This is a genomic window from Allotamlana fucoidanivorans, assembly GCF_006265225.1.
Lineage (GTDB): Bacteria > Bacteroidota > Bacteroidia > Flavobacteriales > Flavobacteriaceae > Allotamlana > Allotamlana fucoidanivorans.
The window spans coordinates 18,958-43,293 of sequence record NZ_VDCS01000018.1 but is presented as its reverse complement, the minus strand read 5'-3'; the positions used below and the strand labels follow the sequence as shown (position 1 = coordinate 43,293).

Below are 24,336 nucleotides of genomic sequence, written 5' to 3'. Positions count from 1 at the left end.
GCAAATACGATTTGACTCTCCGTGAATTTTGATCGTTTCATATGCAAATAATTGTTTAAAGTTACACATTTATTTGCTCGGTTTTCTCTAGTTTTAAATTGTCCGGTTTAACGGGAGGAGGTCAAAAAGGAGAGGTTGAAGCTAAATATAAAAATGTTTTAGAGAATTCAAGTATTACTACCGTTGTAGTAGTAGGTAATGCAAAGGTGGGAGCAGAGACTGTTTCTGCAAAAAACTTTTGAGATTTAGAGAAAATAATTAAAGGTGATAATGCTGTTTCAAGTAGAGATAATCATGGTGTGCCAATAGATTACACAGTTAGATATTTATAATATAATAAACTCGCTAAAATGGGTAAATGTCAGTGGTCATTATTATGAAAGTTGTTGGTAATCGTATCGATATTGTGGTTCTGCCGAGATTAGATTATGTGTTTAGATACTGAAAGCAATGAATGAAGCAACCAGCACCTAAAGTTGTAGATTCAACAACTTGGTGTTGGTTGTGGTTAATTGAAACCAGAATGTATTGCCTACTATTGAAGTTCTTCCAATTCGGAAGATATTGCATCTACAACTTTTTGAGCTGTATCTAATTCATCTTTGTGTACATAAACTTGTTTAAAGATAGAGTTCGATGATCCAAAAATAGGAAGTAATCCAGAATCTGTTTGATCTTTCAAAACAGGAATAATATCCAGCTTTTCTAACTCAGAAACCATACGCTGTACAACAATTAATTCGCCAGTATAAATTTTTACATAATTTGAATTTGTCATGACAATACCTTTTTAAGGTTCATCTTAAATATACGAAATTTTTAGGTACAAAAAAACCAGCAATAAGCTGGCTTTTTTATTTTATAACTACCTTGTTTACCTTAATTCTGCACCCAATTGGTTTTCAAAATTAGTTTGTAGTTTCTTCATTATTTTATCTATTTGCTTGTCGTTAAGTGTTTTATTTTCATCACGTAGTGTAAAACTTACGGCATAACTTTTTTTTCCCGTAGGCAAATTTTTCCCTTGATAAACATCAAACAAGTTCACGTCTTTTAGTAAGTGTTTTTCACTTTGAATGGCTATCTGATAAATAGAACTGAAGGTTACATTTTCATCTAAAAGTAAGGCAAAATCTCGCCTAACCTCAGGGTATTTTGGTATTGGGCTAAATTTAATACTGTTATGCTTTATAATTTCCAATATGTTATCCCAATTAAAATCAGCGAAAATGACTTCTTGCGAAATGTCAAAATGTTTTAAAACGGTTTTTGTTATTAAACCAAAATCAATCAATTTAGTTTTACCAAGACTAACGGTTACCCCTTCAGCAAACAAATCATCTTTTACCGGAGTTTCTTTTGCGTTTGAAATTCCTAGTCTATCTAAAATGGAAGTAATCAATCCTTTCATTAAAAAGAAATCAGATTTTACGCTTTTTTCTATCCAATTTTCAGAAGCCTGATTGCCCGTAATAAATAGTGATAAATGCTTAAATTCTTCACGATTATCTCCAAAAGTATGGTAAGTTTTTCCGAATTCAAAGAATTTTAAATCGGATCGTTTTCTATTGATGTTGAAAGCGATAGATTCTAATCCTGAGAATAGTAATGACTGCCTTAAAACAGATAAATCGTTACTCAACGGATTAAGCATGGTTACGTTATGCTCTTCTTTCAGTTGCTCACTTAAACTAACATAGCCTGGTGTGGTTAATGAATTAGAAAGAATTTCAAAGAATCCTTGGGCCGCCAATTGGTTTCCTATAATATTTTGAATTTTATAATCTTCAAAACGAGACATAGTGGCTATTGAAGCATTTAACTTTTTGGTTGTATTTACATTGTTGTAACCGTAAACTCTTAAAATTTCTTCAATAATATCTGCTTCACGTTGCACATCATTTCTATAAGCTGGTACCGTTAATCCTAACCCTGCTTCCGTAACGTTATTAACTTTAATCTCTAAAGACGATAATATTTTTTTTATGGTCTCTTTAGGAATTTCTTCACCAATTAAACGCTTGGCATTTTCAAAACTTAATCTAACCTCGAAATCTTTAATCTTTTTCGGGTAAACATCAATAATATCGCTGGTTATTTCTCCTCCTGCAATTTCCTGAATAAGTAAGGCAGCTCTTTTTAAAGCGTACTCGGTAATATTAGGATCTATACCGCGTTCAAACCTAAAAGAAGCATCTGTATTTAAACCGTGACGTTTTGCCGTTTTTCTGATGCTTATAGGGTTAAAATAAGCGCTTTCTAAAAAGATACTTGTGGTATTTTCGGTAACCCCTGAAAATTCACCGCCAAAAACTCCAGCAATACACATTGGTTTTTCGGCATCACATATCATCAGATCGTCTTCATGAAGAGTTCTTTCAATCCCGTCAAGGGTAACAAATTTTGTTCCAGCCTCAAGTGTTTTTACTTCAATTTTATTTCCTGCTATTTTCACAGCATCAAAAGCGTGTAACGGTTGCCCTAAATCATGAAGCACATAATTAGTGGCATCAACAATATTGTTTATAGGACTTAACCCAATAGCTTTCAGTCTATTTTGAAGCCAAGCAGGCGATTCTTTTACTTTAATTCCAGATATGGTTACACCGCAATAACGTGGGGCTAAAGTTTTGTCCTTAACATCAACATCCATTTTCAGCATACGATTATCTACATGAAACGCACTTACTGATGGTGTAATGAGTTCTAAATTGATATCTTTTTGCATCAAGCCTGCTTTTAGGTCTCTCGCTGTACCTAAATGACTCATGGCGTCTGCTCTGTTTGGTGTTAGTCCTATTTCAAAAACTTGATCATTTTCAATATCAAAAATTTCAGCCGCGGGGGTTCCTACTTGTATATTTTCATCAAGAACCATAATGCCATCATGAGATTTGCCTAATCCTAATTCATCTTCAGCACAAATCATTCCGTGGCTTACTTCACCTCTTATTTTTCCTGTTTTGATTGTCCAAGATTCCCCTGCTTCTGTATAAAGCATAGTGCCAATAGTTGCTACAGGTACTTTTTGACCAGCCGCAACATTGGGTGCGCCACAAACAATCTGCAAAGGATCATTGTCACCTATATTGACCGTGGTTACTTTTAATTTGTCTGCATTAGGATGTTTTACACAGGTAAGTACTTCCCCTACAATAACACCTTCTAAACCACCTTTTACAGATTGATAGGCTTCTAATCCTTCAACTTCCAGACCTAAATCTGTAAGGAGTTCACTTGTTTGTTCGGGTGTCCAATCTGTCTTTAAAAATTGTTTGAGCCAGTTATAAGAAATCTTCATAAATTGTAGTACTAATTTAAGGCTGCAAAGATAGAATATTGCACCAACCATTCAAACAATGTATTCCAAATTGTGACCTAAAAAGAAGTATTTGTTATTAATTTTAGTATTTGAATGCGGCTATGAAACGCGAACCTAAATTGAGTTCGACTTTAAACTGCAATTATCAGATTGTTTTGAACCGAATTTTACAATTCTTCTAATACTATATTGTAATCATATTGTAAATCTTCGTGAAGGTTATGAAGTATTTTCTTTGCCAATTGAAGTTGTCTGTGATACGCGTTTTGTAATTGGGTAGAGTTAGAAATACTCGGATTGAAATGTTTTAACTTCAAGCAAAAGTAGAGTAGGAGTTCAACTTCAGTTTCCTTTTTTTGAGAATATCGAATGTATTTTTTTACGTTTTTTAAAATCTTTCTGACGCTCTTACGAATAAAATAAAAACTGGAGGTATTAATCATTTGAAATTCATCATCCATGTAACTTTTTATCGTTTGAATGTAGCCATCTTCGTTATAAGATTCAAAAAGTAAATAGGTGAGGAGTTCTTTGTTTTCTTTTTTAAAGCGTGATAGTGTTAAGCAAAGATCTTGGAGCTCTTGATTTGAAAGCTGTTTTAATTCTTTTTTAATGTCTCTAATACCTACAGCTTTCATGTTATTTTAAAATGCTTAATGCTCTTTTTAAAGAAAAGGTATCATCTTAATTTGGGATAATTTCTTGGGTTTACTTCGTGCATAACTTCATAAACAGCTTCAAAAATATCCTCAGCCGATGGTTTAGAGAAATAATCACCATCATTGCCATAGGCAGGTCTATGAGGTTTCGCTGTTAGTGTTTTTGGTGCACTATCAAGATATTGAAACGCCTTTTGCTTATTAATTATTTCATCAAGTATGTATGCCGAAGCTCCACCAGGAACATCTTCATCAATAATCATGACTCTATTTGTTTTAGCAATACTTTTTACAATATCATGATTTAGATCAAAAGGGATAAGTGATTGTACATCAATAATTTCAGCATTAATACCTACAGCCTGTAATTCTTTGGCAGTATGCTCAACAATTCTTAAGGTAGAACCGTAAGAGACTAAAGTTATATCTTGCCCTGTTTTTATCGTTTCAACAACCCCTATTGGCGTTTTTATAGCATTTAAATTATTAGGCATTTTTTCCTTTAAGCGGTAACCATTTAAACACTCAACTACAATTGCAGGATCGTCACCTAAAAGTAATGTGTTATAAAATCCAGCGGCTTTGGTCATATTTCTAGGCACTAAAAGGTTAACACCTCTTACCAAATTTAGAATGCCTCCCATTTGTGATCCAGAGTGCCATATACCCTCTAAACGGTGGCCTCGCGTTCTTATAATAAGCGGTGCTTTTTGTTTTCCTTTTGTTCTGTAGTGGGTGGTAGCCAAATCATCACTAATAATTTGAATCGCATAAAGGATATAGTCTAAGTATTGAATTTCAGCAATAGGTCTTAAACCTCTTAAGGCTAAGCCAATACCTTGCCCAACAATAGTAGCTTCTCGTATTCCGGCATCTGCAATACGTAATTCACCATATTTGGCCTGTAAGCCTTCTAATCCTTGATTAACATCACCAATATTACCTGTATCTTCACCAAATACTAGAGCCTCCGGATGACTAGCAAAAAGGGCATCAAAGTTGTCTCTTAATATAATCCTTCCATCAACTAAAGCGGCCCCATCATCATATGTAGGTTTAATCTCTTTAATACGCGTATTAGAACGTTGTGTTTGAGAATATAAGTGAGAACTAAACTTGGGCTGTACGTTTTCAAAAATGCCATTTATCCATTGACCTAATGTTTGATGACCAACAAATGTTTCGCCTACTATATATCTCAAAGCACGTCTAGCACTTGATAAAATATCCTTTCTTGTAGGTTCTCCAATTTCAGAAAGATTTTCTTGAATTTTATTAATAAAAACACGATTGCTACTTAGCGGTGCGATTTGTTTTAAAATAGATATGAGTTCAGTTTGTTCTTTTTTTATAGGTTTTAAGAAGGTGTTCCATGCTGTGTTTTTGGCCTGTCTAACCTCTCTTTTAGCGGCACGCTCAAGTTCTATTAGTGCCTCATTTGTTGCAATACCATTTTCAATTATCCATTCTCTGAAACGCGTATTACAATCATGATTTGTTTCCCATTCTAGGCGTTCTGCGCTTTTATAACGTTCATGAGAACCCGAGGTAGAATGCCCTTGAGGTTGTGTTAATTCAGAAACATGAATAAGAACAGGTACATGTTCTTCTTTAGCTATAGCTCCAGCTTCTTGGTAGGTTTCAATTAAATTAGCATAATCCCAACCTTTTACTCTTAAAATTTCATACCCTTTGTTATTTTGGTCTCTTTGAAAACCTGATAATATTTCAGATATATTTTCTTTTGTTGTTTGGTGTTTGGCATGAACAGATATACCATATTCATCATCCCAGATACTAATTACCATAGGAACTTGTAATACCCCAGCAGCATTAATAGTTTCAAAAAACAAGCCCTCACTTGTACTGGCGTTACCTATGGTACCCCAAGCTACTTCATCACCGTTATTAGAGAAATTAGTTGCATTTATTTCTTTTACTTCTCTAAAGATTTTAGAAGCCTGCGCCAGTCCCAATAATCTGGGCATTTGGCCAGCCGTTGGAGAAATGTCTGCACTTGAGTTATATTGTTTTGTGAGATTCTTCCAAGTACCATCATCGTTTAAACTATGCGTTACAAAATGACCTCCCATTTGCCTCCCTGCAGACATGGGTTCTAATTCTATGTTGGTGTTGGCATAAAGTCCAGCAAAGAACTGCTCTGCGGTGAGTTCATTAATAGCCATCATAAAGGTTTGATCTCTGTAATATCCAGAGCGCCAATCGCCTTTTTTAAAGGCTTTAGCCATTGCTAATTGTGGTACTTCTTTACCGTCTCCAAAAATTCCGAATTTAGCTTTTCCAGTAAGCACTTCTCGTCTTCCTAATAAGCTACATTCACGACTAATTAAGGCTATTTTGTAATCGTTTAAAACTTCGGCCTTAAAATCTTCAAAAGATATGTTACTTTTCAAATTGGATAGGGTTTGCATAGAGTAATGCTTTTAGCTTTTGCAAAAGTAGGTAATGTTTGTCTTTTTTGCAATTATATTTTTGTGTAAATAATTACGAATACAATAAAATTAAGCGGTAAAACTCTGTTTTGTTGTGAAAAATATATTCAAAACCTTATTTTTGTAAAAATTATTTAAAACCAGCGTCGTCTAAATAAGCCTAAGAGCGATTTGGGATCTGCAGTGAAAATGAATCGAATATTTTGAGCATACCTGGGCTGGGTAATCTCCCAACCTTTATTGGAATAAATAGGAAAGTATAGCTCAAAATAATCTGTTACCAAGTTAATTCTAATACCAGAATCATAAACAAATTTGGGTGTCGATAATTTGTTTTTTACAAAGCCAACATCACCATATAATAAAATATACCTCCAAATAGTTGTACTGGCGTTAAGGGTGGTGATCCATTGGTTAGCAAAATGAGGTTCTAATTTTGATTTAAACCCTCCTTCCGTTGGAATATACTGTTGGCTGAATATACCTGAGGACTCCGATCTGCCTAAATAATTGTAATCAAACAGATAATCGGTTGGTCTATCTAGAGCAAAGCTGAAAAAGTCTGAATTGATATCTGTTTTGTTATTCAAAAAAGCTCCAGTAAATACCCGAAGATTAAGTTGCCTGTTATTTTCAAACAAATGCCTATACTCATAATTTAAGGATAGTTTACTAAAATCATTAGCTTGCTGAAAATCTACATACCATCTGTTGTAGGTTATCAAGTTGTCGTTTGAGTGAATATATCGTGCATTAAAAACAGAATAGTTGGGTGTTGTAGTTGTTAAAATATTGTTTTCGTCTTTATCTCTATGGATGTCAACAAACCTAAATAATAACATTTTATTTTTGTTAGACCTTAAGTCATTATTTTCTCTGAACCTGAATGTGATGGAAGGGGTTAATTTTCTAACAAATAAATCTTGGGCGAAGGAGGTGTAGCTACCTGATACGCCATATCTTATTTGGTATAGGTTTCTGTCATTTAGATAATGGGTATTAGAAACAGAAGCCGCACCAGTTAATGATTTTGAACCAAATGCATATTGAGGAGATATCTGATAATTAAAGCGTTTTCTAAGTATAGTTTTGTTGTAAGCTTTTACACCTAAAGTTATGCCATCATAAATGTTATTAAACTCTATAAGTGGCATAAAAAAGACTTGGTTGTAATTAGGGTCTTCAATATCTTTAAATAATCTAAATTGAAATGGTTTGTTGTTAAAGAAAAATCCCTTTAACGATTTCCAATTATCTCTTAAATTAAATTCGGGAATGTTATTTTCATAGTTTAGTACGAGCTTATTAATGCTGTCTTTAGCTATTGTTATGGTTTTGTAATCTGTTATGTTTTGTATCCAATGTTTTGAAATAATACTATCGTTATTTAACCCGTATAACGAAATAGGCATTTTGTTGTCTCTCTTGTTTTTTACAGTAATGGTTATAGAGTCTTCTGTTGTAATTACCTTTTTAATTTTGAAATCAATTTTTTTTCGTGTGGCAATATAGTCTTCAAAAAACCAATCGATATTTTTATTGGTTAATGACTTAATGTAAGTTTCAAACGCTGCAGTTGATGTTTCTTGCAGTTTGTTCTCTTTTACAAAGTTTTCAAGTGCATTTTCAACGACATCATGATTTACAAAATCATCTAAATATTTTAAACCCACACCAGCCTTGTATTTGTTGGCAATATTTTTATTAAATTTTAATAAAGAGTCTTTGGCCTTTGTTAATTCTTGATCTCTATTTGTTCTTGCCATAAGCATAAAAGCTAGGACATATTTGTCGTTAAAGTTCATGTCGGCAGCATGAAAAGATCTAACCCCCCAAAGATCGGCAATAGTCCCCAAGAATTTCATGTTTGGGTAATGCGTGTCTACATACTTCATGGCATAATAAATCTGTATACCATCTAATAGCCATTGTTCTTTTCTGGGGTTGATGAGTAATGTGTTTTCTAAGTAATTATGTAGGGCTATTTTTAGCAACTTTAGCTCATATTGAAAATGATTAGGATACGGTTTTATAAATTTTGGTAAAAAATTTAATCCGTAAATAGGGTCCTTTACATAGTCAATTTGAGTGAGCAATAATTTTTCATGCGGATAGGGACCAAAATGTTTGGATATAAAATTTGTTATTTTTTCAGTAATTAAAACCTTATCTAAAACTTCTAAACCACCATCATCAATGTTTGATATAAAAGAAATATCTTCAGACTGAATGGTGTTAAAATCTGATTTTTTACTCAAAAACAGCTTGTTAGAGTTTCTGTTTTCACCATTTAGTTTAATAGTTTGAGTTTTAAAACCAGATGTTGTGGTTTGTATATTCAAATCAGAAGTGAGTTTGTAATTTTTAGGAATTTCAACTTCAAGAGAAATATCAGACTTAGGAATAATCATATCATCTAAATCTTTATTGCTGTAATATAGCCAATCGCCGTTATACTCAGCAGGTGTTATATACCAGTACCTTAAATTGACATTACCATCACTGGTAATGCCGTAATATGTAAATTTATCATTAGGAATTTGTACAATATATTCAAGATTTAAAGTGTATGAATGTCCTGGATTTACAGCCGTATTTAGTTGAACTTCAATAATGTCTATTTGGTCTTTTACTCTTTGAAAGACAACATCTTTACCATTTTCTTTCAATGAGGTAACTACCGTAAAGCCTCTATCTTCATTTTTTGCGAGGTGAAAATCATTTCTGTATTCATCAGCCATTCTTATAGCAAGAGGGGTTGATTTAGTGGCGTAACTATTGGCCCAGTCATTCAAGTAAATTACTTTTAAAGTATCTGATGATACATTAAAATATTGTATAGTTTGTGAAATTTTGATTTGCTTTTTATTAATATCAAAAGCAGCCTTTACAGCAATATTATTTTGACTGAAGGAAGAGAAGCAAACGCAGTATAAAATGGCACAATAAAATAGACGCAAATTCAATATTATAATAGCGTTAAAAGGTTATAGTCATAAAGGCGATGCAATATAATAAATATACTACCAAACCCTTAACTAATAAGCAATGATTATAGGCGTAATTAGTACTATACTTATCCAATTTAATACGTTGTAATGACTAAAAATTAGGAGATAAATTTGATTTTTTATAGAATTCATCAAGAATAGTGATTACTTCATGTTCTCTATCCACCAAATGAATTAAGTCTAAATCTTTAGGACTTATGTTTGAGAATCTGTCTAAAAGTGTGGTTTTAATCCAGTCTATCAGACCTCGCCAAAAATCTGTTCCTACCAGAATGATAGGAAACTTACCTATTTTATGAGTTTGAATAAGGGTAATGGCTTCAAATAATTCATCAAGTGTACCAAAGCCTCCTGGCATAACAACAAAGCCTTGTGAATATTTTACAAACATCACTTTGCGTACAAAGAAGTAATCAAAGTCTAAGTTTTTATCAGCATCAATATAAGGGTTGTCATGTTGTTCAAATGGCAATTCAATGTTGAGTCCAACCGAAGTACCTCCGCCTAAATGAGCGCCTTTATTACCAGCTTCCATAATTCCTGGTCCTCCGCCAGTTATCACGCCATATCCAGCTTCAACAATAGCTTTTGCTACAGACTCGGCCAACTTATAGTATTTGTCTTCAGGTTTTGTTCTGGCCGAACCAAAAATAGATACACAAGGTCCTATTTTGCTCATTTTTTCAAAGCCATTAACAAATTCGCCCATGATTTTAAAAATAGCCCATGAGTCATTTGTTTTTATTTCATTCCAGCCTTTGTGTCGTAATTCTTTCATCATAGTTTTAAGTCTTTAATCAATGAAACTTACATTTGTTTTGTTTGCAAAATAAGATTTAAAAATAAGATACTCCAATATTCTACTTAGGATTATTAGTTTTATTTTTTAATAAAAAAGGGAAAGGTGAATCTGTTAAGTACATGCACCTTTCCTTATTTATGGAACTGATTGAATGTAGTAATTTTACAGCGGTCTTTTACCGCTTATAATGTTATAAAGACCATGATAATTGCTATAACTAATAAAATATGTATTAAGCTACTTGCGCCAATGTTAGGAACTATGCCTACAAGACCAAGGAGTTATGTTATTATACATATAACGGCTACTATCCAAAGTAAACTTTTCATATTTTTTTAGGTTTATATAAAAATGTACGAAATAGTACTCCGATTAAATGATATGATCAAGTACCAAGTATGAGCTAGACTGTTATTAATTCCTTTTTAAGAAATTTGGCGGTATAGCTTTTGTTATGTTTTACTACCTCTTCAGGAGGGCCTTCAACAATAATTTGTCCGCCACCTTTTCCGCCTTCATAACCAATATCAATAATATGATCTACCGTTTTAATGACATCTAAATTATGTTCAATAATTAACACAGTGTTTCCTTTATTTACAAGTTTGTTTAACACAAGCATTAAAACCCTTATATCTTCAAAGTGGAGCCCTGTTGTAGGTTCGTCTAAGATATAAAACGTGTTTCCAGTATCTCGTTTTGATAGTTCTGTAGCTAGTTTTATGCGTTGGGCTTCACCACCCGAAAGCGTGGTACTTTGCTGCCCTAGGGTGATATAGCCCAGCCCAACATCTTTTATGGTTTTTAGTTTTTTATGTATTTTAGGAATATGCTCAAAGAAATTTACCCCTTCATTAATGGTCATGTTTAAAACATCACTAATAGATTTTCCTTTGTAACGAATTTCAAGGGTTTCTCGGTTAAACCGCTTACCTTGGCAAGTTTCACATTCTACATAAACATCTGGAAGAAAGTTCATTTCAATCACCTTTAATCCGCCACCTTGACAGGTTTCACAGCGCCCACCTTTTACATTAAAGCTAAACCTTCCAGGCTTATAACCACGAATCATAGCTTCTGGAATTTTTGCAAATAAACTTCTTATTTCACTAAAAACACCCGTATAAGTAGCGGGATTGCTTCTGGGAGTTCGCCCTATGGGTGATTGATTAATGTCAATCACTTTGTCAATATGTTCTAAACCATTTATGCTTTTGTATGGCATTGGTTTTTTCACACCATTAAAGTAATGAGCATTTAAAATAGGGTAGAGCGTTTCATTAATAAGAGTAGATTTACCACTTCCAGAAACCCCTGTAACCCCAATCATTTTACCAAGTGGAAATTTTACCGATACATTTTTAAGATTATTACCCGTGCAACCTCTCAAGTCTAAAAAATGACCGTTACCACTTCTTCGTGTTTTAGGAATTTCTATTTCCTTGCTCCCGTTTAAATAATCAGCGGTTAAGGTATTTTGTGATTTTAGTTCGTTGGGGTTTCCAATGCTAATAATTTCACCACCATGTTTACCCGCCCTAGGACCAATATCAATAACATAATCGGCACGTTCTATCATGTCTTTATCATGCTCTACCACAATCACCGAATTTCCAATATCTCTTAAAGAAACGAGAGAATTTATGAGTTTTTCATTGTCGCGTTGATGTAAACCAATACTGGGTTCATCTAGAATATATAGAACACCAACAAGCTGAGATCCTATTTGTGTAGCTAACCTAATGCGTTGCGCCTCACCACCAGATAATGATTTTGAACTTCGGTTAAGGCTTAAATAATTTAAACCAACATCTAATAAAAATTGAAGTCGTGATTTAATTTCTTTGAGTATTTCTTCAGCTATTTTAAACTGTTTTTCAGAAAGGTGTTTATGAAGATCCGCAAACCATAGAGATAAATCAACAATATCTAAGTTTGCTAATTCGGCAATATTTTTATTGTTTATTTTAAAGTAAAGAGATTCCTTTTTGAGTCTTGAGCCTTTACAATCAGGGCACGTAACCTTGTCCATAAAATCTTTTGCCCAGCGTTTTAGTGAAGTTGATTCAGCCGTTTTATATTGATTTTCTATAAAGTTAGCTACCCCTTCAAAATCAATCTTATAATCTCTAGTAACTCCTAAAGTTTTACTTTCAACAGAAAATTTGTCATGACCTCCATAAAGAATCATGTGTTTGGCTTCCTTAGGAATACTTTTATAAGCATCAGTAAGTTTAAAGTTAAATCGTGTCGCAATAGTTTCAAACTGTTTAAAGATCCAGCTATTTTTTTCAGGGCCATGAGGCGCTAGTGCCCCATTTTTTATAGACAACGAATCATCTGGAATAATTTTGTTTTCATTAACCTGATACAAGGTTCCTATGCCATTACACGTATGGCAAGCTCCTTTGGGAGAATTAAAAGAAAAATTATTAGGCTCAGGATTTGGATATGAAATACCTGAAGACGGACACATTAAATTTCTACTAAAATAACGCGTTTCACCATTATCTTGATTAATAACCAATAAAACGTCTTCGCCATGATACATGGCTGTATTAATCGTTTCTGTGAGTCGTTTATCATTATCAATAGTGTCATTAACCACTAATCTATCAATAACAATTTCAATATCGTGGGTTTTATAGCGATCAAGTTTCATGCCTTTCGCAATATCCCGAATTTCACCGTCTGTTCTTACTTTTACAAACCCTTGTTTTGCAATGTGTTCAAATAATTCTCTGTAATGTCCTTTTCTTGATCGAATTACTGGTGCTAAAATATTGATGCGCTGACCTTCAAAATCTTTAAGTATAAGTGCTTTAATTTGTTCATCACTATAACTAACCATTTTGTCACCTGTGTTATAGCTGTAAGCGTCACTAGCTCTGGCAAAGAGTAAACGCATAAAATCATAAATCTCTGTAATGGTTCCAACGGTTGATCGTGGCGATTTACTCGTTGTTTTTTGCTCAATGGCAATTACAGGGGAAAGCCCATCAATTTTATCAACATCAGGGCGTTCTAAGCCTCCTAAAAATTGACGTGCATAGGCGGAAAAAGTTTCAATATACCGTCTTTGACCTTCAGCGTAAATAGTATCAAATGCTAATGATGATTTGCCACTTCCAGAAAGTCCTGTAATAACTACAAGTTTTTCCCTTGGAATGGATACATCAATATTTTTTAGGTTGTGAACTCTCGCTCCTCTTACTTCAATACGTTCTTCAAATTTACTCATAGCAATAGTAAACCTTTGTTAGGTAAACAAGACTGCGAAGATACAATTTTTAGATGTTAAATTCTTGTGAAGATTAGCGTTAGATTTGTTATTATTGTAAGTAGAAATGCTAGCTAACAACTTAAAACTAAAGAGATGAAATTATTAGGTATAGGTTCAAGAATTAATCATTCAGAATATGGAAAAGGTGTTGTAACTAATGTAACTTCACAACATTATTGGGTAACATTTATTGAAAATGGTTTAGAAACGATTGACTTAGATAGTGAATTTGAAGTTATTGAAGCAACGCAAGATGATGTTGATACTATTAGTTTTTTTGAAGTAGAACAGAGTTTAGTGAATATATTAAAAAAATGGAGTGATGTGAGCGAAGTTGTTCCTATTGCCGATAAGTATAAAGGTGGAACACTTATTTTACAACCAGCTGAGAATAATTTGAAACCTTATGAATTGCCTATAGATAAATTTTTTCATAAGATCATCATGGTAAGAGATCGACTAAGAGTTATGGAACAACGTATTAATTCGAGTGATTTAGATGAGCAAGGAAAAATTGACTTGCAACAATATATTACTAGAATTTATGGAAGCTTAACAAGTTTCAATGTCTTGTTTAAATCAAAAAGTCATCACTTTGTAGGGCAGCGCAGTAAGTAGTATTAATTGCTAGATGTTTTTATATGTGTTATTTCCAATCCTAAAAACAAGAATTTATGAAAGGTTGGGAGCATAGCTCCTGTATTGGTGGTTATCCAATTATCCCATGAGGCTTCCAAACCATCAATAGGAAGAATGGAAGTCCACATTTTAAAAGCATAGGGTTTGTCGTTGTCATCCAATAACCAAAGGTAAGAATCCCCTGGGGTAGTTCCTCCAGATGAATAGGTAACTAATAAAGCATCCTTATTTGCAATTTTTACCAGTTTACGTTCTGTGCCTTTATCAAAAACCTTGTATGGCGCTACAAGCCAAAAGGAGTCGTTATTAAAATACCTTAAAGCCTTTTTTATTAAATCATGACTAATATCACTTTCATTTCTAAATCCATGAATAAAAACGGTACTCTTTGTAGGGTTAGCTAAATTAAGGTCTACGCGGTAGGATTTCCAAAGTACTTCACAGGTGTTTTTTGATTTATTCCAAATGTAATGCCTTCGGTTTTTAAAGGTCCACTCAATCATGTCTGTGTTTTTGTAAGCCTCATAATTTAGGGCATTCAGCATATTGTACGCTAAGGTGTCTGCTTGGTTTCCTGATGTACCCTCTGGCAAATTTTCATGGTATTTAAAATAGAAAAAAGCAAAAAATAATAGGCTAGGTAATGTTAAAAATACCAATCCTCCTAAAATTATTTTAAGTACTTTTTTCATACAAGATAGATTAATTGGCGCTGTTATAAATTCTTGCTAATTTATTGAATATGCTTTTCATTTGGAAAGTTTCTATATAAAAAACGATGGGCGTATTATCTTCTCGATAATCCGTTCAACCTATATGCACTTGGTCTTTTAAAATAATCATCCTGACGAACTCCTAAAGTTTAACAAGTTTTATTTAACTCTATATAATTGTAGTTTATCTTCTACAACAGTTAATGAATATTAGGATTAAGGTGCGCTTAGTTCTTCAAGTTTTGTTTTTGAAAAGGTTATAAGTTCAGCAAAGAAATCAGAAAATTCATGTTCAAAATCTTCATAAAATTCTTGTAATTCAACCACTGCTTCATTCATACCAGATCTGTTTTTTGTTCTTCTGTTCATGCCATCTAAAACTCTTGAAATACCTTCAATAGATGCATAACTTAAAAGCCAATTTTCAGATAACATGTAAGGTATCATTTTTTGAATCCGAGCAGGAAGCATATCATAGTGATCTTCAAGAGCATCATAAAACGATTCTACAAATGTTTTTAGGGGCGTGTTTGAATATAGACTCCAGTTTTTCGCTAAAAAGTGATCATACAGAATATCAACAATAACCCCAGAATAATGCCCGTATTTTTTATGTAATCGTTTAGTGCTGATTCTTACCGTTTTATGCGCATCGGTAAAGGTGTCAATATATCTATGCAATAAGATACCTATTTGAATAGCTTCAGGGTATTTTTTATAATCTTTACCTTTTATACCATCTGCAATAAAATTGCCTATGACGACTAACTCATTGTCCCCAGATAAATAAATATGTGCTAAATAGTTCATTTGTGAAATTTACAAAATACCTTGGTAAGAAATACGAATTTGAAATACTATATTTGTTCGAAAAACTAACTTAGTATTATGACATTAATTAAATCAATATCAGGTATAAGAGGTACCATTGGAGGCGCTGTGGGTGAAAATTTAACTCCTATTGATGCGGTAAAATTTGCTTCGGCCTATGGTGTTTGGCTTAAACAACAGCGCCATAAAGAACAGTATAAAGTGGTGGTTGGGCGTGATGCTCGTCTATCAGGTAAAATGATTCAAAACCTTGTAATGAATACCTTAGTTGGGTTAGGGATTGATGTTGTTGATGTAGGGTTATCTACCACACCTACCGTAGAAATAGCTGTGCCAATGGAACATGCAGATGGTGGTATTATTTTAACAGCTAGCCATAATCCAAAACAATGGAATGCCTTAAAGTTGTTAAATAAAGACGGTGAGTTTTTAGATGCGGATGAAGGAGCAAAAATCCTTGAAATTGCCGAGAGTGATACTATGAGTTTCGCAGATGTAGATAATTTAGGCAACATTACAAAGAATAAGGCCTATATAGACCTTCATATTATTGAGGTTCTTGATTTAGATTTAGTGAACGTAAAGGCTATTGAAGAAGAACGGTTTAGAGTAGTGGTTGATGGGGTGAATTCAACAGGAGGTATAGCTATACCTTTACTTTTGGAACGTTTAGGGGTTGATGTGATAAAAATCCACTGTAATCCTAATGGAGAATTTCCACATAACCCAGAGCCTTTGAAGGAACATTTAACCGATTTATCTGAAGCGGTTAAAGAACATAAAGCTGATTTTGGAATTGTGGTAGATCCTGATGTTGATCGTTTAGCTTTTATGGATGAAAATGGAGACATGTTTGGAGAGGAATATACTTTGGTAGCCTGCGCAGATTATGTGCTGAGCAGAACACCAGGAAATACCGTGAGTAACATGAGTTCTACACGAGCTTTAAAAGATATTACAGAAAAACACGGTGGAATCTATGAGGCTAGTGCAGTAGGAGAAGTAAATGTGGTTAAGCTCATGAAAAAAAATAAGGTTGTTATTGGGGGTGAAGGTAATGGTGGCATTATTTACCCTGCGTCTCATTACGGAAGAGATGCTTTGGTTGGGGTAGCTTTATTTTTGAGTTTATTGGCCGATAAAAAAATGAAGGTAAGTGAACTTAGAAAAAGTTATCCAAATTACTTTATGGGGAAAAAGAAAATAGAGCTTACACCAGGATTAGATGTTGATGGTATTTTGAATACCATAGAAGAACGTTATGCGAAAGAAAATTTAACAACTATTGATGGTGTCAAAATTGATTTTGCTGAGAGTTGGGTGCATTTACGTAAAAGCAATACCGAGCCCATCATTAGAATATACACTGAAGCAAAATCACAAGTTGAGGCTGATGCGCTTGGAGATAAGTTTATAGATGAAATTTTAGATATATCTCGACGGTAATTATGTTAATCCAAAGAATTACCTAATAAATACGGTAGGAATAGGGTAGTGTTTGAATATCAAAGATTTTTATTTACTAAAGAAGAATTGACTTCTTTTTAGTATAGAGAAGGTATACTCTTAAATTTATTTCTGCACAATAAGAGAATAATTGAAATGTAGGGTAATATTTGGTCATATTCTTAAAAAATTAAAGAAAAGTCTTAGATTTAGCATCGTTTAAAAAATCAGGCCATGTTAGTTAAGAAATTACTGTATCATTTTTCCCTTTCTTTTATTGCTTTAATAGCAGCTTGTCAGTCAAAAAAGAAGGCGCCTCATGAAGCAGCCAAAACTACAGATAAACCAAACATAGTACTTATTATTGCCGACGATGTTAGTTGGAATGATATTGGTGTCTATGGGCATCCTCATATTAAAACTCCAAATCTAAATAGGCTAGCACAGGATGGCATGTTGTTTACCGAAGCGTTTTTAACTACAAGTTCCTGTAGCCCAAGTAGAACAAGTATAATTTCAGGACTTTATCCTCATAATACAGATGCCGAGCAATTATCGTGGCCACTTCCCGAAGGAAAGAAAACATTTGTTCAAGCCTTAAAGGCAAATGGTTATTGGACAGGATTAGCAGGAAAGTACCATTTGGGAGATCCTGTGAGAAATGATTTTAACGCGCTTTTTGAAATGCAATGGATTGATGCACCTATTGGCTTAGATAGAAGACTTGTGGGTGATGGTAGTGGTTGTGATGAATGGGTGAAATTGCTAAAAGAACGTCCTAAGGATAAACCTTTTTTCACATGGTTAGCCTCATTTGATGCCCATAGACCTTTTTATGATGATGGAAGCTGCCCAAGTGTGCATAATGAAAATGATGTCCAATTACCACCGTACATGCCAGATACCGATTTGGTAAAGAAGGATTTTGCTCTATATTATGATGAAATAGCAAGAATGGATAGTTATATTGGTCATGTTGTAAAAGAGCTAGAAGCACAGGGTGTTGCTGAGAATACCGTTATTCTGTTTATTGCAGATAATGGAAGAGCATTTCCAAGGGATAAAACAACCTTATATGATGGTGGTATAAAAACACCTTGGATTGTAAAATGGCCTGCAAAAATTAAAGCAGGTACCGTAAATAGTAATTTGGTGAGTTCTGTTGATATTGCACCTACAATTATGAGTCTTGCTGGTTTAACCCCTTTTAAAGAATTTGAGGGGTATGACTTTTCATCCATGCTTTTAGATACGTCAAAAGAGATAAGAGATCAAATATATGCAGAAGACCATTTTCATGATTTTGAAGACTATACCAGAGCGATAAGAACAAAAGCTTATAAATACGTGAAGAACTTTTATGAAGATTTGCCTAACACTCCTTCGGCAGATATAATTCGTGGTAGAAGTTGGCAGAGCATGCTTGAAGAATACGAAGAAGGCACACTTAATGAGACGCAACTTAAATGTTTCATAAAGCCAAGAGAAAAAGAGGAGTTATTTGATATTATCAATGACCCTGATGAGCTACATAATATAGCTTCAAATGTTGAGTATGCTGAGGTTTTAGCTGATATGAGAGCTCGTTTAAAAGAAACAAGATCCCAAACTAAAGACTTTTTGCCAAAGCGAAGAACACCAGATGATTTCTTTAGAGAAACGGGCCTCCCTACCAAGTACCGTATTCGGCCTCGACCTTCAAAAGCAGAATATATGAAAGCAGCACAAGAAGGTAGAGTGCTTATGAATCCTGATTTTAAAGAAAATTAACGTTTAGCCTTGTTGGTTATTTTTTCGGTGTTTCCAACGTTTATGGGTCCAAAAGTAATATTCAGGAACCTCATAAATTTGTTTTTCTAACTGTTGAAGAAACAATTTAGTTAAATCATAGTCCTTGAATGTTCTGGAGTCTTCGGCAAGTGTTATAATTTCAGCTTCATAATGTCCCCGTTTTTTTTTAGTTACTTTTAGGTAAGCGGTAGAAAAATCTAATTTTTTAGCTAAGCGCTCGGCGCCAGTAAAGCAAGGGACATCAATTCCCATAAATTTTTGCCAATACGCATCTTTGGTGTGCCTTGGCGATTGGTCACTTAAAAACCCCGTTAATGTTCTTACACCAGCTTCTTCAAATTTATTAATAGTAGCAATGGTTTCTTTAGTACTGATTAAGGTGGTATCAAACCTAGATCTAATCGTTCTAATTAGGTTGTCAAAATATTTATTTGCTAGTTTTTTGTAAACCCCAAAGGTCTTAAAACTGATATGATTTTTTAAAACAATAGTCCATTCCCAGCTTGCATAATGTCCAAAAATCACAATAATACTTTTATTTAAACCTTCTAAACGTTTAAACTCTTCAGGATTTTTAATAACAAACCTTTTTCGTAATTGAGCTTCTGAAATAGACATGGTTTTTGCCATTTCTAAAAACATATCACATAAATGCTTGTAGAATTTTTTTCTTATGATAATAATTTCTTTTTCAGGCTTTTCAGGGAAAACCAATTTTAAATTATCCGTAACAATGTGTTTTCTGTATCCAATAATATAATAAACCAATAGGTATACGCCATCAGATATCAAGTATAGTAATCTAAAAGATAATTTAGATATTACCCATAAAATTGGATAAACAAGAATATACGCTAGAAATTGCATGAATTAATTTTAGATTTGTAGCAACAAATATAGATTAAATTCAATTTAAACATTACATACGCTATGGGCAATTTAGATTTAGTTACCATCATCATAATAGCAGCCAATGTTATAATTACCTATAAAGGGTTTGGTGATTATAGCTTTTTTGAAAAATATAAATTTAATGTTGGTGCCGTTAAGCGAGGGGAACAAATTAGGTTAATAAGTTCTGGGTTTTTACATGCCGATACACAGCACTTGTTATTTAATATGTTATCGCTTTATTTTTTTGCAGATTTAGTAATTAGACTGCTGAGCCCAGTTCAATTTCTATTGATTTATTTTGGTAGTTTACTACTAGGTAATTTATTGTCACTGTACTTTCATAAAAACGAATATCATTATAGTGCTGTTGGTGCTAGTGGTGCTGTAACTGGTATTATTTATGCGGCTATTTTACTTCAACCAGGTATGAGTTTAATGTTTTTCTTTATTCCAGTACCTATTCCTGCTTATGTATTTGGTATCGGTTACTTATTGTATTCTATGTATGGTATGAAAAAGCGTGTGGGTAATATTGGGCATGATGCCCATTTTGGAGGAGCTATTGGTGGGTATATCATAACGTTATTTTTAGCACCATGGCTTTTTGAAACCAGTTTGCCTATGATTGGTTTGTTGGCAATTCCAATAGTATTGTTGTTTGTGTTAAAGAAAATGGGGAAAATATAGATTAGTAAAGGGTGTCAAGTTTCTTTAGTTCGTTATTGGCACAGCTCTTGCCATATAGACTATGCTAATATATGTTGTTGGCTACGTAAATAGCTGATTATTAGTATTTATTTGAGTATTAGAAATCACTTAAAAAATTGTTCAGTACTGTTTTAATGACAGTTTGACCTAAATATGTCTATGAAAAAATCTAATTTTATGAGCCTTGACAGTTTGTCATTACAGGAATTTGATGAAAACTCAGAACTAATTCCATTGATGACTCCTGAAGATGAAGAGGCAATAAATAATGAAGAATTACCAGAAACACTACCTATTTTATCATTAAGAAATACAGTGTTGTTTCCAGGTGTTGTTATACCTATTACAGCGGGTAGAGACACCTCTGTTAAACTTATTAATGATGCTAATAAAGGAAGTAAAGTAATAGGGGTAGTGGCTCAAAAAGATGAGTCTGTAGAAAAACCCACGGCAAAAGATATTTATGAAACGGGGACGGTAGCTAGAATACTACGTGTTTTAAAAATGCCCGATGGCAATGTTACTGTAATTATTCAAGGTAAAAAACGGTTTAAGGTTGCTGAAGTTCTTACCGAGACGCCTTACATGAATGCTACAATTAGAGATATTCCAGAGGCTAAACCTGCATTGAATAATAAGGAGTTTTCTGCAATTATTGATTCTATAAAAGATCTTGCACTTGAGATCATAAAGGAAAATCCGAATATTCCTAGTGAGGCCTCTTTTGCTATTAAGAATATTGAAAGCAATTCATTTTTGGTGAATTTTGTGTCATCAAACATGAATCTTACCGTAAAGGAAAAGCAAGAGTTATTAGAAATAAATAACTTGAAGCAACGTGCTTTGGCTACATTGAAGTTTATGAATGTTGAATTTCAGAAACTAGAACTTAAGAATGATATTCAGTCTAAGGTTCAAATGGATATGAGCCAACAACAGCGCGAATATTTTCTGCATCAGCAAATGAAAACTATTCAGGAAGAATTGGGTGGTGTAAGTCACGATCAGGAAATTGAGGAAATGAAGATCAAAGCTAAAGATAAGCTTTGGGATGAAAAAGTGGCTAAACATTTTGAAAAGGAAATAGCTAAAATGCAACGGATGAATCCTCAGGTTGCAGAGTATTCTATTCAGCGTAATTATCTAGAGTTATTCTTAGATTTACCTTGGAATGAATTTAGTGAAGACCAATTTGATTTGAAGCGAGCTATGAAAATATTAGACCGCGATCATTTTGGTTTAGAAGATGTAAAGCGAAGAATTATTGAGTATTTAGCTGTTTTAAAGCTAAGAAACGATATGAAGTCTCCCATACTTTGTTTGTATGGACCTCCAGGTGTTGGTAAAACCTCTTTAGGAAAATCTATTGCGGAAGCTTTAGGTAGAGAATATGTGAGAATTTCGCTGGGCGGATTACGTGATGAGGCAGAAATTAGAGGTCATAGAAAAACCTATATTGGTGCTATGCCTGGGCGTATTATTCAAAGCTTAAAAAAGGCAGGAACATCAAATCCTGTGTTTGTTTTAGATGAAATTGATAAGTTGTCAAATTCGCATCAAGGCGATCCTTCTTCAGCAATGTTAGAAGTGTTAGATCCTGAACAAAACAGTGAGTTTTATGATAACTTTTTAGAAATGGGCTATGACTTATCAAAAGTTATGTTTATTGCTACTTCAAATAGTTTATCAACTATTCAGCCTGCATTATTAGATCGTATGGAAATTATTAACGTTACAGGGTATACCATTGAAGAGAAAGTTGAAATAGCTAAGCGTCATTTATTACCAAAACAATTAAAAGAGCATGGTTTATCGGCTAAAGATTTGAAAATAGGTAAAGCACAACTTGAAAAAATAGTTGAGGGCTATACACGTGAATCAGGCGTTCGTGGTTTAGAAAAACAGGTGGCTAAAATGGTGCGTTTTGCGGCTAAAAGTATAGCTATGGAAGAAGACTATAATATTAAAGTCACTAATGAAGACATTGTTGAGGTTTTAGGAGGACCTAAATTAGAGCGTGATAAATATGAAAACAATAATGTAGCTGGAGTTGTAACAGGTTTAGCATGGACCAGAGTTGGTGGTGATATCCTTTTTATTGAATCGATTTTATCAAAGGGCAAAGGCGCTATGACCATTACGGGGAATCTAGGAAAGGTTATGAAAGAGTCGGCCACCATTGCTATGGAGTATATAAAATCTAACGCTGATGCATTTGGTATTGACGCATCAGTTTTTGATAATTATAATGTACATATTCATGTTCCTGAAGGGGCTACACCTAAAGATGGACCTAGTGCAGGCGTTACTATGTTAACCTCATTGGTGTCACTATTCACTCAAAAGAAAGTCAAGAAAAGTTTAGCAATGACGGGTGAAATCACCTTAAGAGGTAAGGTGTTACCAGTGGGAGGTATTAAAGAAAAGATACTTGCTGCCAAAAGGGCTAGAATAAAAGAGATTTTACTTTGTGAAGATAACCGTAGAGATATTGAGGAAATAAAACCAGAATATTTAAAAGGCTTAACATTTCATTATGTGTCAGATATGAGTGATGTGATTAACATAGCTATTACAAATCAGAAAGTAAAAAACGCAAAAAAAATATAGCATATTAAAGCAATATTTAAACCTCGGCATATGTCGAGGTTTTTTTATGAATTAAAATAAAAGATTCATGTTATCGTTTTAAGATAGATTTATTTACTTTGCGCCTCAATATGCTAAGAATAATAGTCTCCTTTTTTTGCTGTTTAGTATCTACGTGGGCACTAGCTCAAGTGGGAGGCGAGTCTACCTATCAGTTTCTTAATTTGATTGCGTCTCCGCGTCAAGCGGCTTTAGGTGGAAAAGTATTCACCAATGTTGACTATGATGTTACGCAAGGGTTGTTTAATCCAGCCACGATTAATGAGGAAATGGATAATCAATTGGCTTTAAACTATACCAGTTATTTGGGAGGTATTGGCTATGGTACAGCATCGTATGCTTATACTGTTGATAGAAGAACACAAACATTTCATACAGGTGTTACTTATATTAATTATGGTTCTTTTGATGGTTATGATGAAGATGGGAATTCTACTGGAACGTTTACAGGAAATGAAACTGCTTTGTCTTTAGGCTATGCCTTACAAATAGGGTATTCTGATTTTTATTTTGGAACCAATGTGAAATTTATTTCATCAAACCTAGAGCAATATAGTTCTTTTGGGGTAGCGGTTGATCTTGGTTTACTATATATTGATGAAGCTATTGATTTCAATGCGGCGTTGGTGGTTAGAAATTTAGGTTCACAAATAACAACTTATGCTGATATCTATGAAAAGTTGCCTTTTGAAGTTGCTTTTGGAATGTCTCAAAAACTAGAAAATGTACCTATTCGTTGGCATATTACTTTAGAAAATTTACAGCAATGGCCTATTGCAAGACCTAATCCAGCTAGAGTAACCAGTGATTTATCTGGTAATCAAAGTTCAGAAAAGATAGGTTTTATTGGTCAGGTGATAAGGCATACTATAATTGGCGCAGAATTGTTTCCAGATAAAGGATTTAATATTCGGTTAGGTTATAATTTTAGAAGAGGTGAGGATTTAAGAATAGTTGATCAGCGCAATTTTTCAGGACTGTCGGCAGGTATTTCTATAAAAATGAATAGAATGCGTTTTAGTTATACGCATGCTAAATATACAAGTGCCGGTAATTCCAACTTTTTTGGACTGCAGATTGATTTGAGATAAGAAAGCTGAAGTTTTCTTACTCCAGCTTTCCCTATACTATGGTC

General features: G+C 33.7%; 17 protein-coding genes. 7 read left to right on the top strand and 10 right to left on the bottom strand.

All coding sequences use genetic code 11. The features are described from left to right. Positions 1-98 precede the first annotated feature (98 nt). A complete protein-coding gene (locus FGF67_RS17285; protein ID WP_158293236.1) occupies positions 99-242 on the top strand; it encodes a hypothetical protein in 144 nt (47 codons plus the stop codon). Between the two features lie 293 nt (positions 243-535). Here FGF67_RS17285 and FGF67_RS15870 read toward each other — a convergent pair whose 3' ends face one another. The 7 genes from FGF67_RS15870 to uvrA form a co-directional block, all read right to left on the bottom strand. After that, on the bottom strand, positions 536-778 hold the full coding sequence (locus FGF67_RS15870) for a DUF2007 domain-containing protein (protein WP_139698747.1): 243 nt from the start codon (positions 776-778) through the stop codon (positions 536-538). 96 nt (positions 779-874) lie between these two features. Beyond that, complete coding sequence (gene pheT, locus FGF67_RS15865) at positions 875-3,301, bottom strand: phenylalanine--tRNA ligase subunit beta (protein ID WP_139698746.1); 2,427 nt, start codon at positions 3,299-3,301, stop codon at positions 875-877. A gap of 188 nt (positions 3,302-3,489) precedes the next feature. After that, a complete protein-coding gene (locus tag FGF67_RS15860) occupies positions 3,490-3,960 on the bottom strand; it encodes a hypothetical protein (protein WP_139698745.1) in 471 nt (156 codons plus the stop codon). A gap of 41 nt (positions 3,961-4,001) precedes the next feature. Further along, positions 4,002-6,413 (bottom strand): alpha-ketoacid dehydrogenase subunit alpha/beta, encoded by a 2,412-nt coding sequence (locus tag FGF67_RS15855; protein ID WP_139698744.1) that lies wholly within the window; start codon positions 6,411-6,413, stop codon positions 4,002-4,004. A 155-nt stretch (positions 6,414-6,568) separates the two neighbouring features. Then, positions 6,569-9,400: a gluzincin family metallopeptidase gene (locus tag FGF67_RS15850; RefSeq protein WP_139698743.1), complete on the bottom strand. Its 2,832-nt coding sequence runs from the start codon at positions 9,398-9,400 to the stop codon at positions 6,569-6,571. Between the two features lie 136 nt (positions 9,401-9,536). Continuing rightward, positions 9,537-10,226, bottom strand: coding sequence for an LOG family protein (locus FGF67_RS15845; protein WP_139698742.1), 690 nt, complete (start codon positions 10,224-10,226; stop codon positions 9,537-9,539). A 424-nt stretch (positions 10,227-10,650) separates the two neighbouring features. Further along, positions 10,651-13,488: an excinuclease ABC subunit UvrA gene (uvrA, locus tag FGF67_RS15835; protein WP_139698741.1), complete on the bottom strand. Its 2,838-nt coding sequence runs from the start codon at positions 13,486-13,488 to the stop codon at positions 10,651-10,653. A gap of 135 nt (positions 13,489-13,623) precedes the next feature. Here uvrA and FGF67_RS15830 point away from each other — a divergent pair, with 135 nt between their 5' ends. Further along, entirely contained in the window at positions 13,624-14,148 is a 525-nt protein-coding gene (locus FGF67_RS15830; protein WP_139698740.1) for a hypothetical protein, read from the top strand. A 2-nt stretch (positions 14,149-14,150) separates the two neighbouring features. Here FGF67_RS15830 and FGF67_RS15825 read toward each other — a convergent pair whose 3' ends face one another. Both FGF67_RS15825 and FGF67_RS15820 read right to left on the bottom strand, forming a co-directional pair. Further along, complete coding sequence (locus tag FGF67_RS15825) at positions 14,151-14,861, bottom strand: hypothetical protein (protein ID WP_139698739.1); 711 nt, start codon at positions 14,859-14,861, stop codon at positions 14,151-14,153. 237 nt (positions 14,862-15,098) lie between these two features. Further along, entirely contained in the window at positions 15,099-15,692 is a 594-nt protein-coding gene (locus FGF67_RS15820; RefSeq protein WP_139698738.1) for an acyl carrier protein phosphodiesterase, read from the bottom strand. Positions 15,693-15,770: 78 nt separating this feature from the next. Between FGF67_RS15820 and glmM the strand changes: the two genes are divergently transcribed. Further along, the gene (gene glmM, locus FGF67_RS15815; RefSeq protein ID WP_139698737.1) at positions 15,771-17,159 is read left to right on the top strand and encodes a phosphoglucosamine mutase; all 1,389 of its coding nucleotides are present in this window, start codon (positions 15,771-15,773) and stop codon (positions 17,157-17,159) included. 234 nt (positions 17,160-17,393) lie between these two features. Continuing rightward, on the top strand, positions 17,394-18,929 hold the full coding sequence (locus FGF67_RS15810) for a sulfatase family protein (protein ID WP_139698736.1): 1,536 nt from the start codon (positions 17,394-17,396) through the stop codon (positions 18,927-18,929). A gap of 3 nt (positions 18,930-18,932) precedes the next feature. On the opposite strand, the gene FGF67_RS15805 is transcribed toward FGF67_RS15810, so the two are convergent. Beyond that, the gene (locus tag FGF67_RS15805) at positions 18,933-19,817 is read right to left on the bottom strand and encodes a lysophospholipid acyltransferase family protein (RefSeq protein WP_139698735.1); all 885 of its coding nucleotides are present in this window, start codon (positions 19,815-19,817) and stop codon (positions 18,933-18,935) included. 63 nt (positions 19,818-19,880) lie between these two features. Here FGF67_RS15805 and FGF67_RS15800 point away from each other — a divergent pair, with 63 nt between their 5' ends. The 3 genes from FGF67_RS15800 (at position 19,881) to porQ (ending at position 24,292) form a co-directional block, all read left to right on the top strand. Next, a complete protein-coding gene (locus FGF67_RS15800) occupies positions 19,881-20,531 on the top strand; it encodes a rhomboid family intramembrane serine protease (protein ID WP_139698734.1) in 651 nt (216 codons plus the stop codon). A gap of 180 nt (positions 20,532-20,711) precedes the next feature. Then, positions 20,712-23,162, top strand: coding sequence for an endopeptidase La (gene lon, locus FGF67_RS15795; RefSeq protein WP_139698733.1), 2,451 nt, complete (start codon positions 20,712-20,714; stop codon positions 23,160-23,162). A gap of 110 nt (positions 23,163-23,272) precedes the next feature. Continuing rightward, entirely contained in the window at positions 23,273-24,292 is a 1,020-nt protein-coding gene (porQ, locus tag FGF67_RS15790; RefSeq protein WP_139698732.1) for a type IX secretion system protein PorQ, read from the top strand. The last annotated feature ends 44 nt before the right edge of the window (positions 24,293-24,336 follow it).

What these genes read in the sequence shown, in the direction of transcription:
- FGF67_RS15820 (WP_139698738.1), bottom strand. Translation starts at nt 15,692, where the DNA reads ATGAACTATTTAGCACATATTTATTTATCTGGGGACAATGAGTTAGTC.
- FGF67_RS15805 (WP_139698735.1), bottom strand. Translation starts at nt 19,817, where the DNA reads ATGCAATTTCTAGCGTATATTCTTGTTTATCCAATTTTATGGGTAATA.
- FGF67_RS15870 (WP_139698747.1), bottom strand. Translation starts at nt 778, where the DNA reads ATGACAAATTCAAATTATGTAAAAATTTATACTGGCGAATTAATTGTT.
- FGF67_RS15830 (WP_139698740.1), top strand. Translation starts at nt 13,624, where the DNA reads ATGAAATTATTAGGTATAGGTTCAAGAATTAATCATTCAGAATATGGA.
- FGF67_RS15800 (WP_139698734.1), top strand. Translation starts at nt 19,881, where the DNA reads ATGGGCAATTTAGATTTAGTTACCATCATCATAATAGCAGCCAATGTT.
- FGF67_RS15845 (WP_139698742.1), bottom strand. Translation starts at nt 10,226, where the DNA reads ATGATGAAAGAATTACGACACAAAGGCTGGAATGAAATAAAAACAAAT.
- lon (WP_139698733.1), top strand. Translation starts at nt 20,712, where the DNA reads ATGAAAAAATCTAATTTTATGAGCCTTGACAGTTTGTCATTACAGGAA.
- pheT (WP_139698746.1), bottom strand. Translation starts at nt 3,301, where the DNA reads ATGAAGATTTCTTATAACTGGCTCAAACAATTTTTAAAGACAGATTGG.
- FGF67_RS15855 (WP_139698744.1), bottom strand. Translation starts at nt 6,413, where the DNA reads ATGCAAACCCTATCCAATTTGAAAAGTAACATATCTTTTGAAGATTTT.
- glmM (WP_139698737.1), top strand. Translation starts at nt 15,771, where the DNA reads ATGACATTAATTAAATCAATATCAGGTATAAGAGGTACCATTGGAGGC.
- porQ (WP_139698732.1), top strand. Translation starts at nt 23,273, where the DNA reads ATGCTAAGAATAATAGTCTCCTTTTTTTGCTGTTTAGTATCTACGTGG.
- FGF67_RS15810 (WP_139698736.1), top strand. Translation starts at nt 17,394, where the DNA reads ATGTTAGTTAAGAAATTACTGTATCATTTTTCCCTTTCTTTTATTGCT.
- FGF67_RS15860 (WP_139698745.1), bottom strand. Translation starts at nt 3,960, where the DNA reads ATGAAAGCTGTAGGTATTAGAGACATTAAAAAAGAATTAAAACAGCTT.
- FGF67_RS15825 (WP_139698739.1), bottom strand. Translation starts at nt 14,861, where the DNA reads ATGAAAAAAGTACTTAAAATAATTTTAGGAGGATTGGTATTTTTAACA.
- uvrA (WP_139698741.1), bottom strand. Translation starts at nt 13,488, where the DNA reads ATGAGTAAATTTGAAGAACGTATTGAAGTAAGAGGAGCGAGAGTTCAC.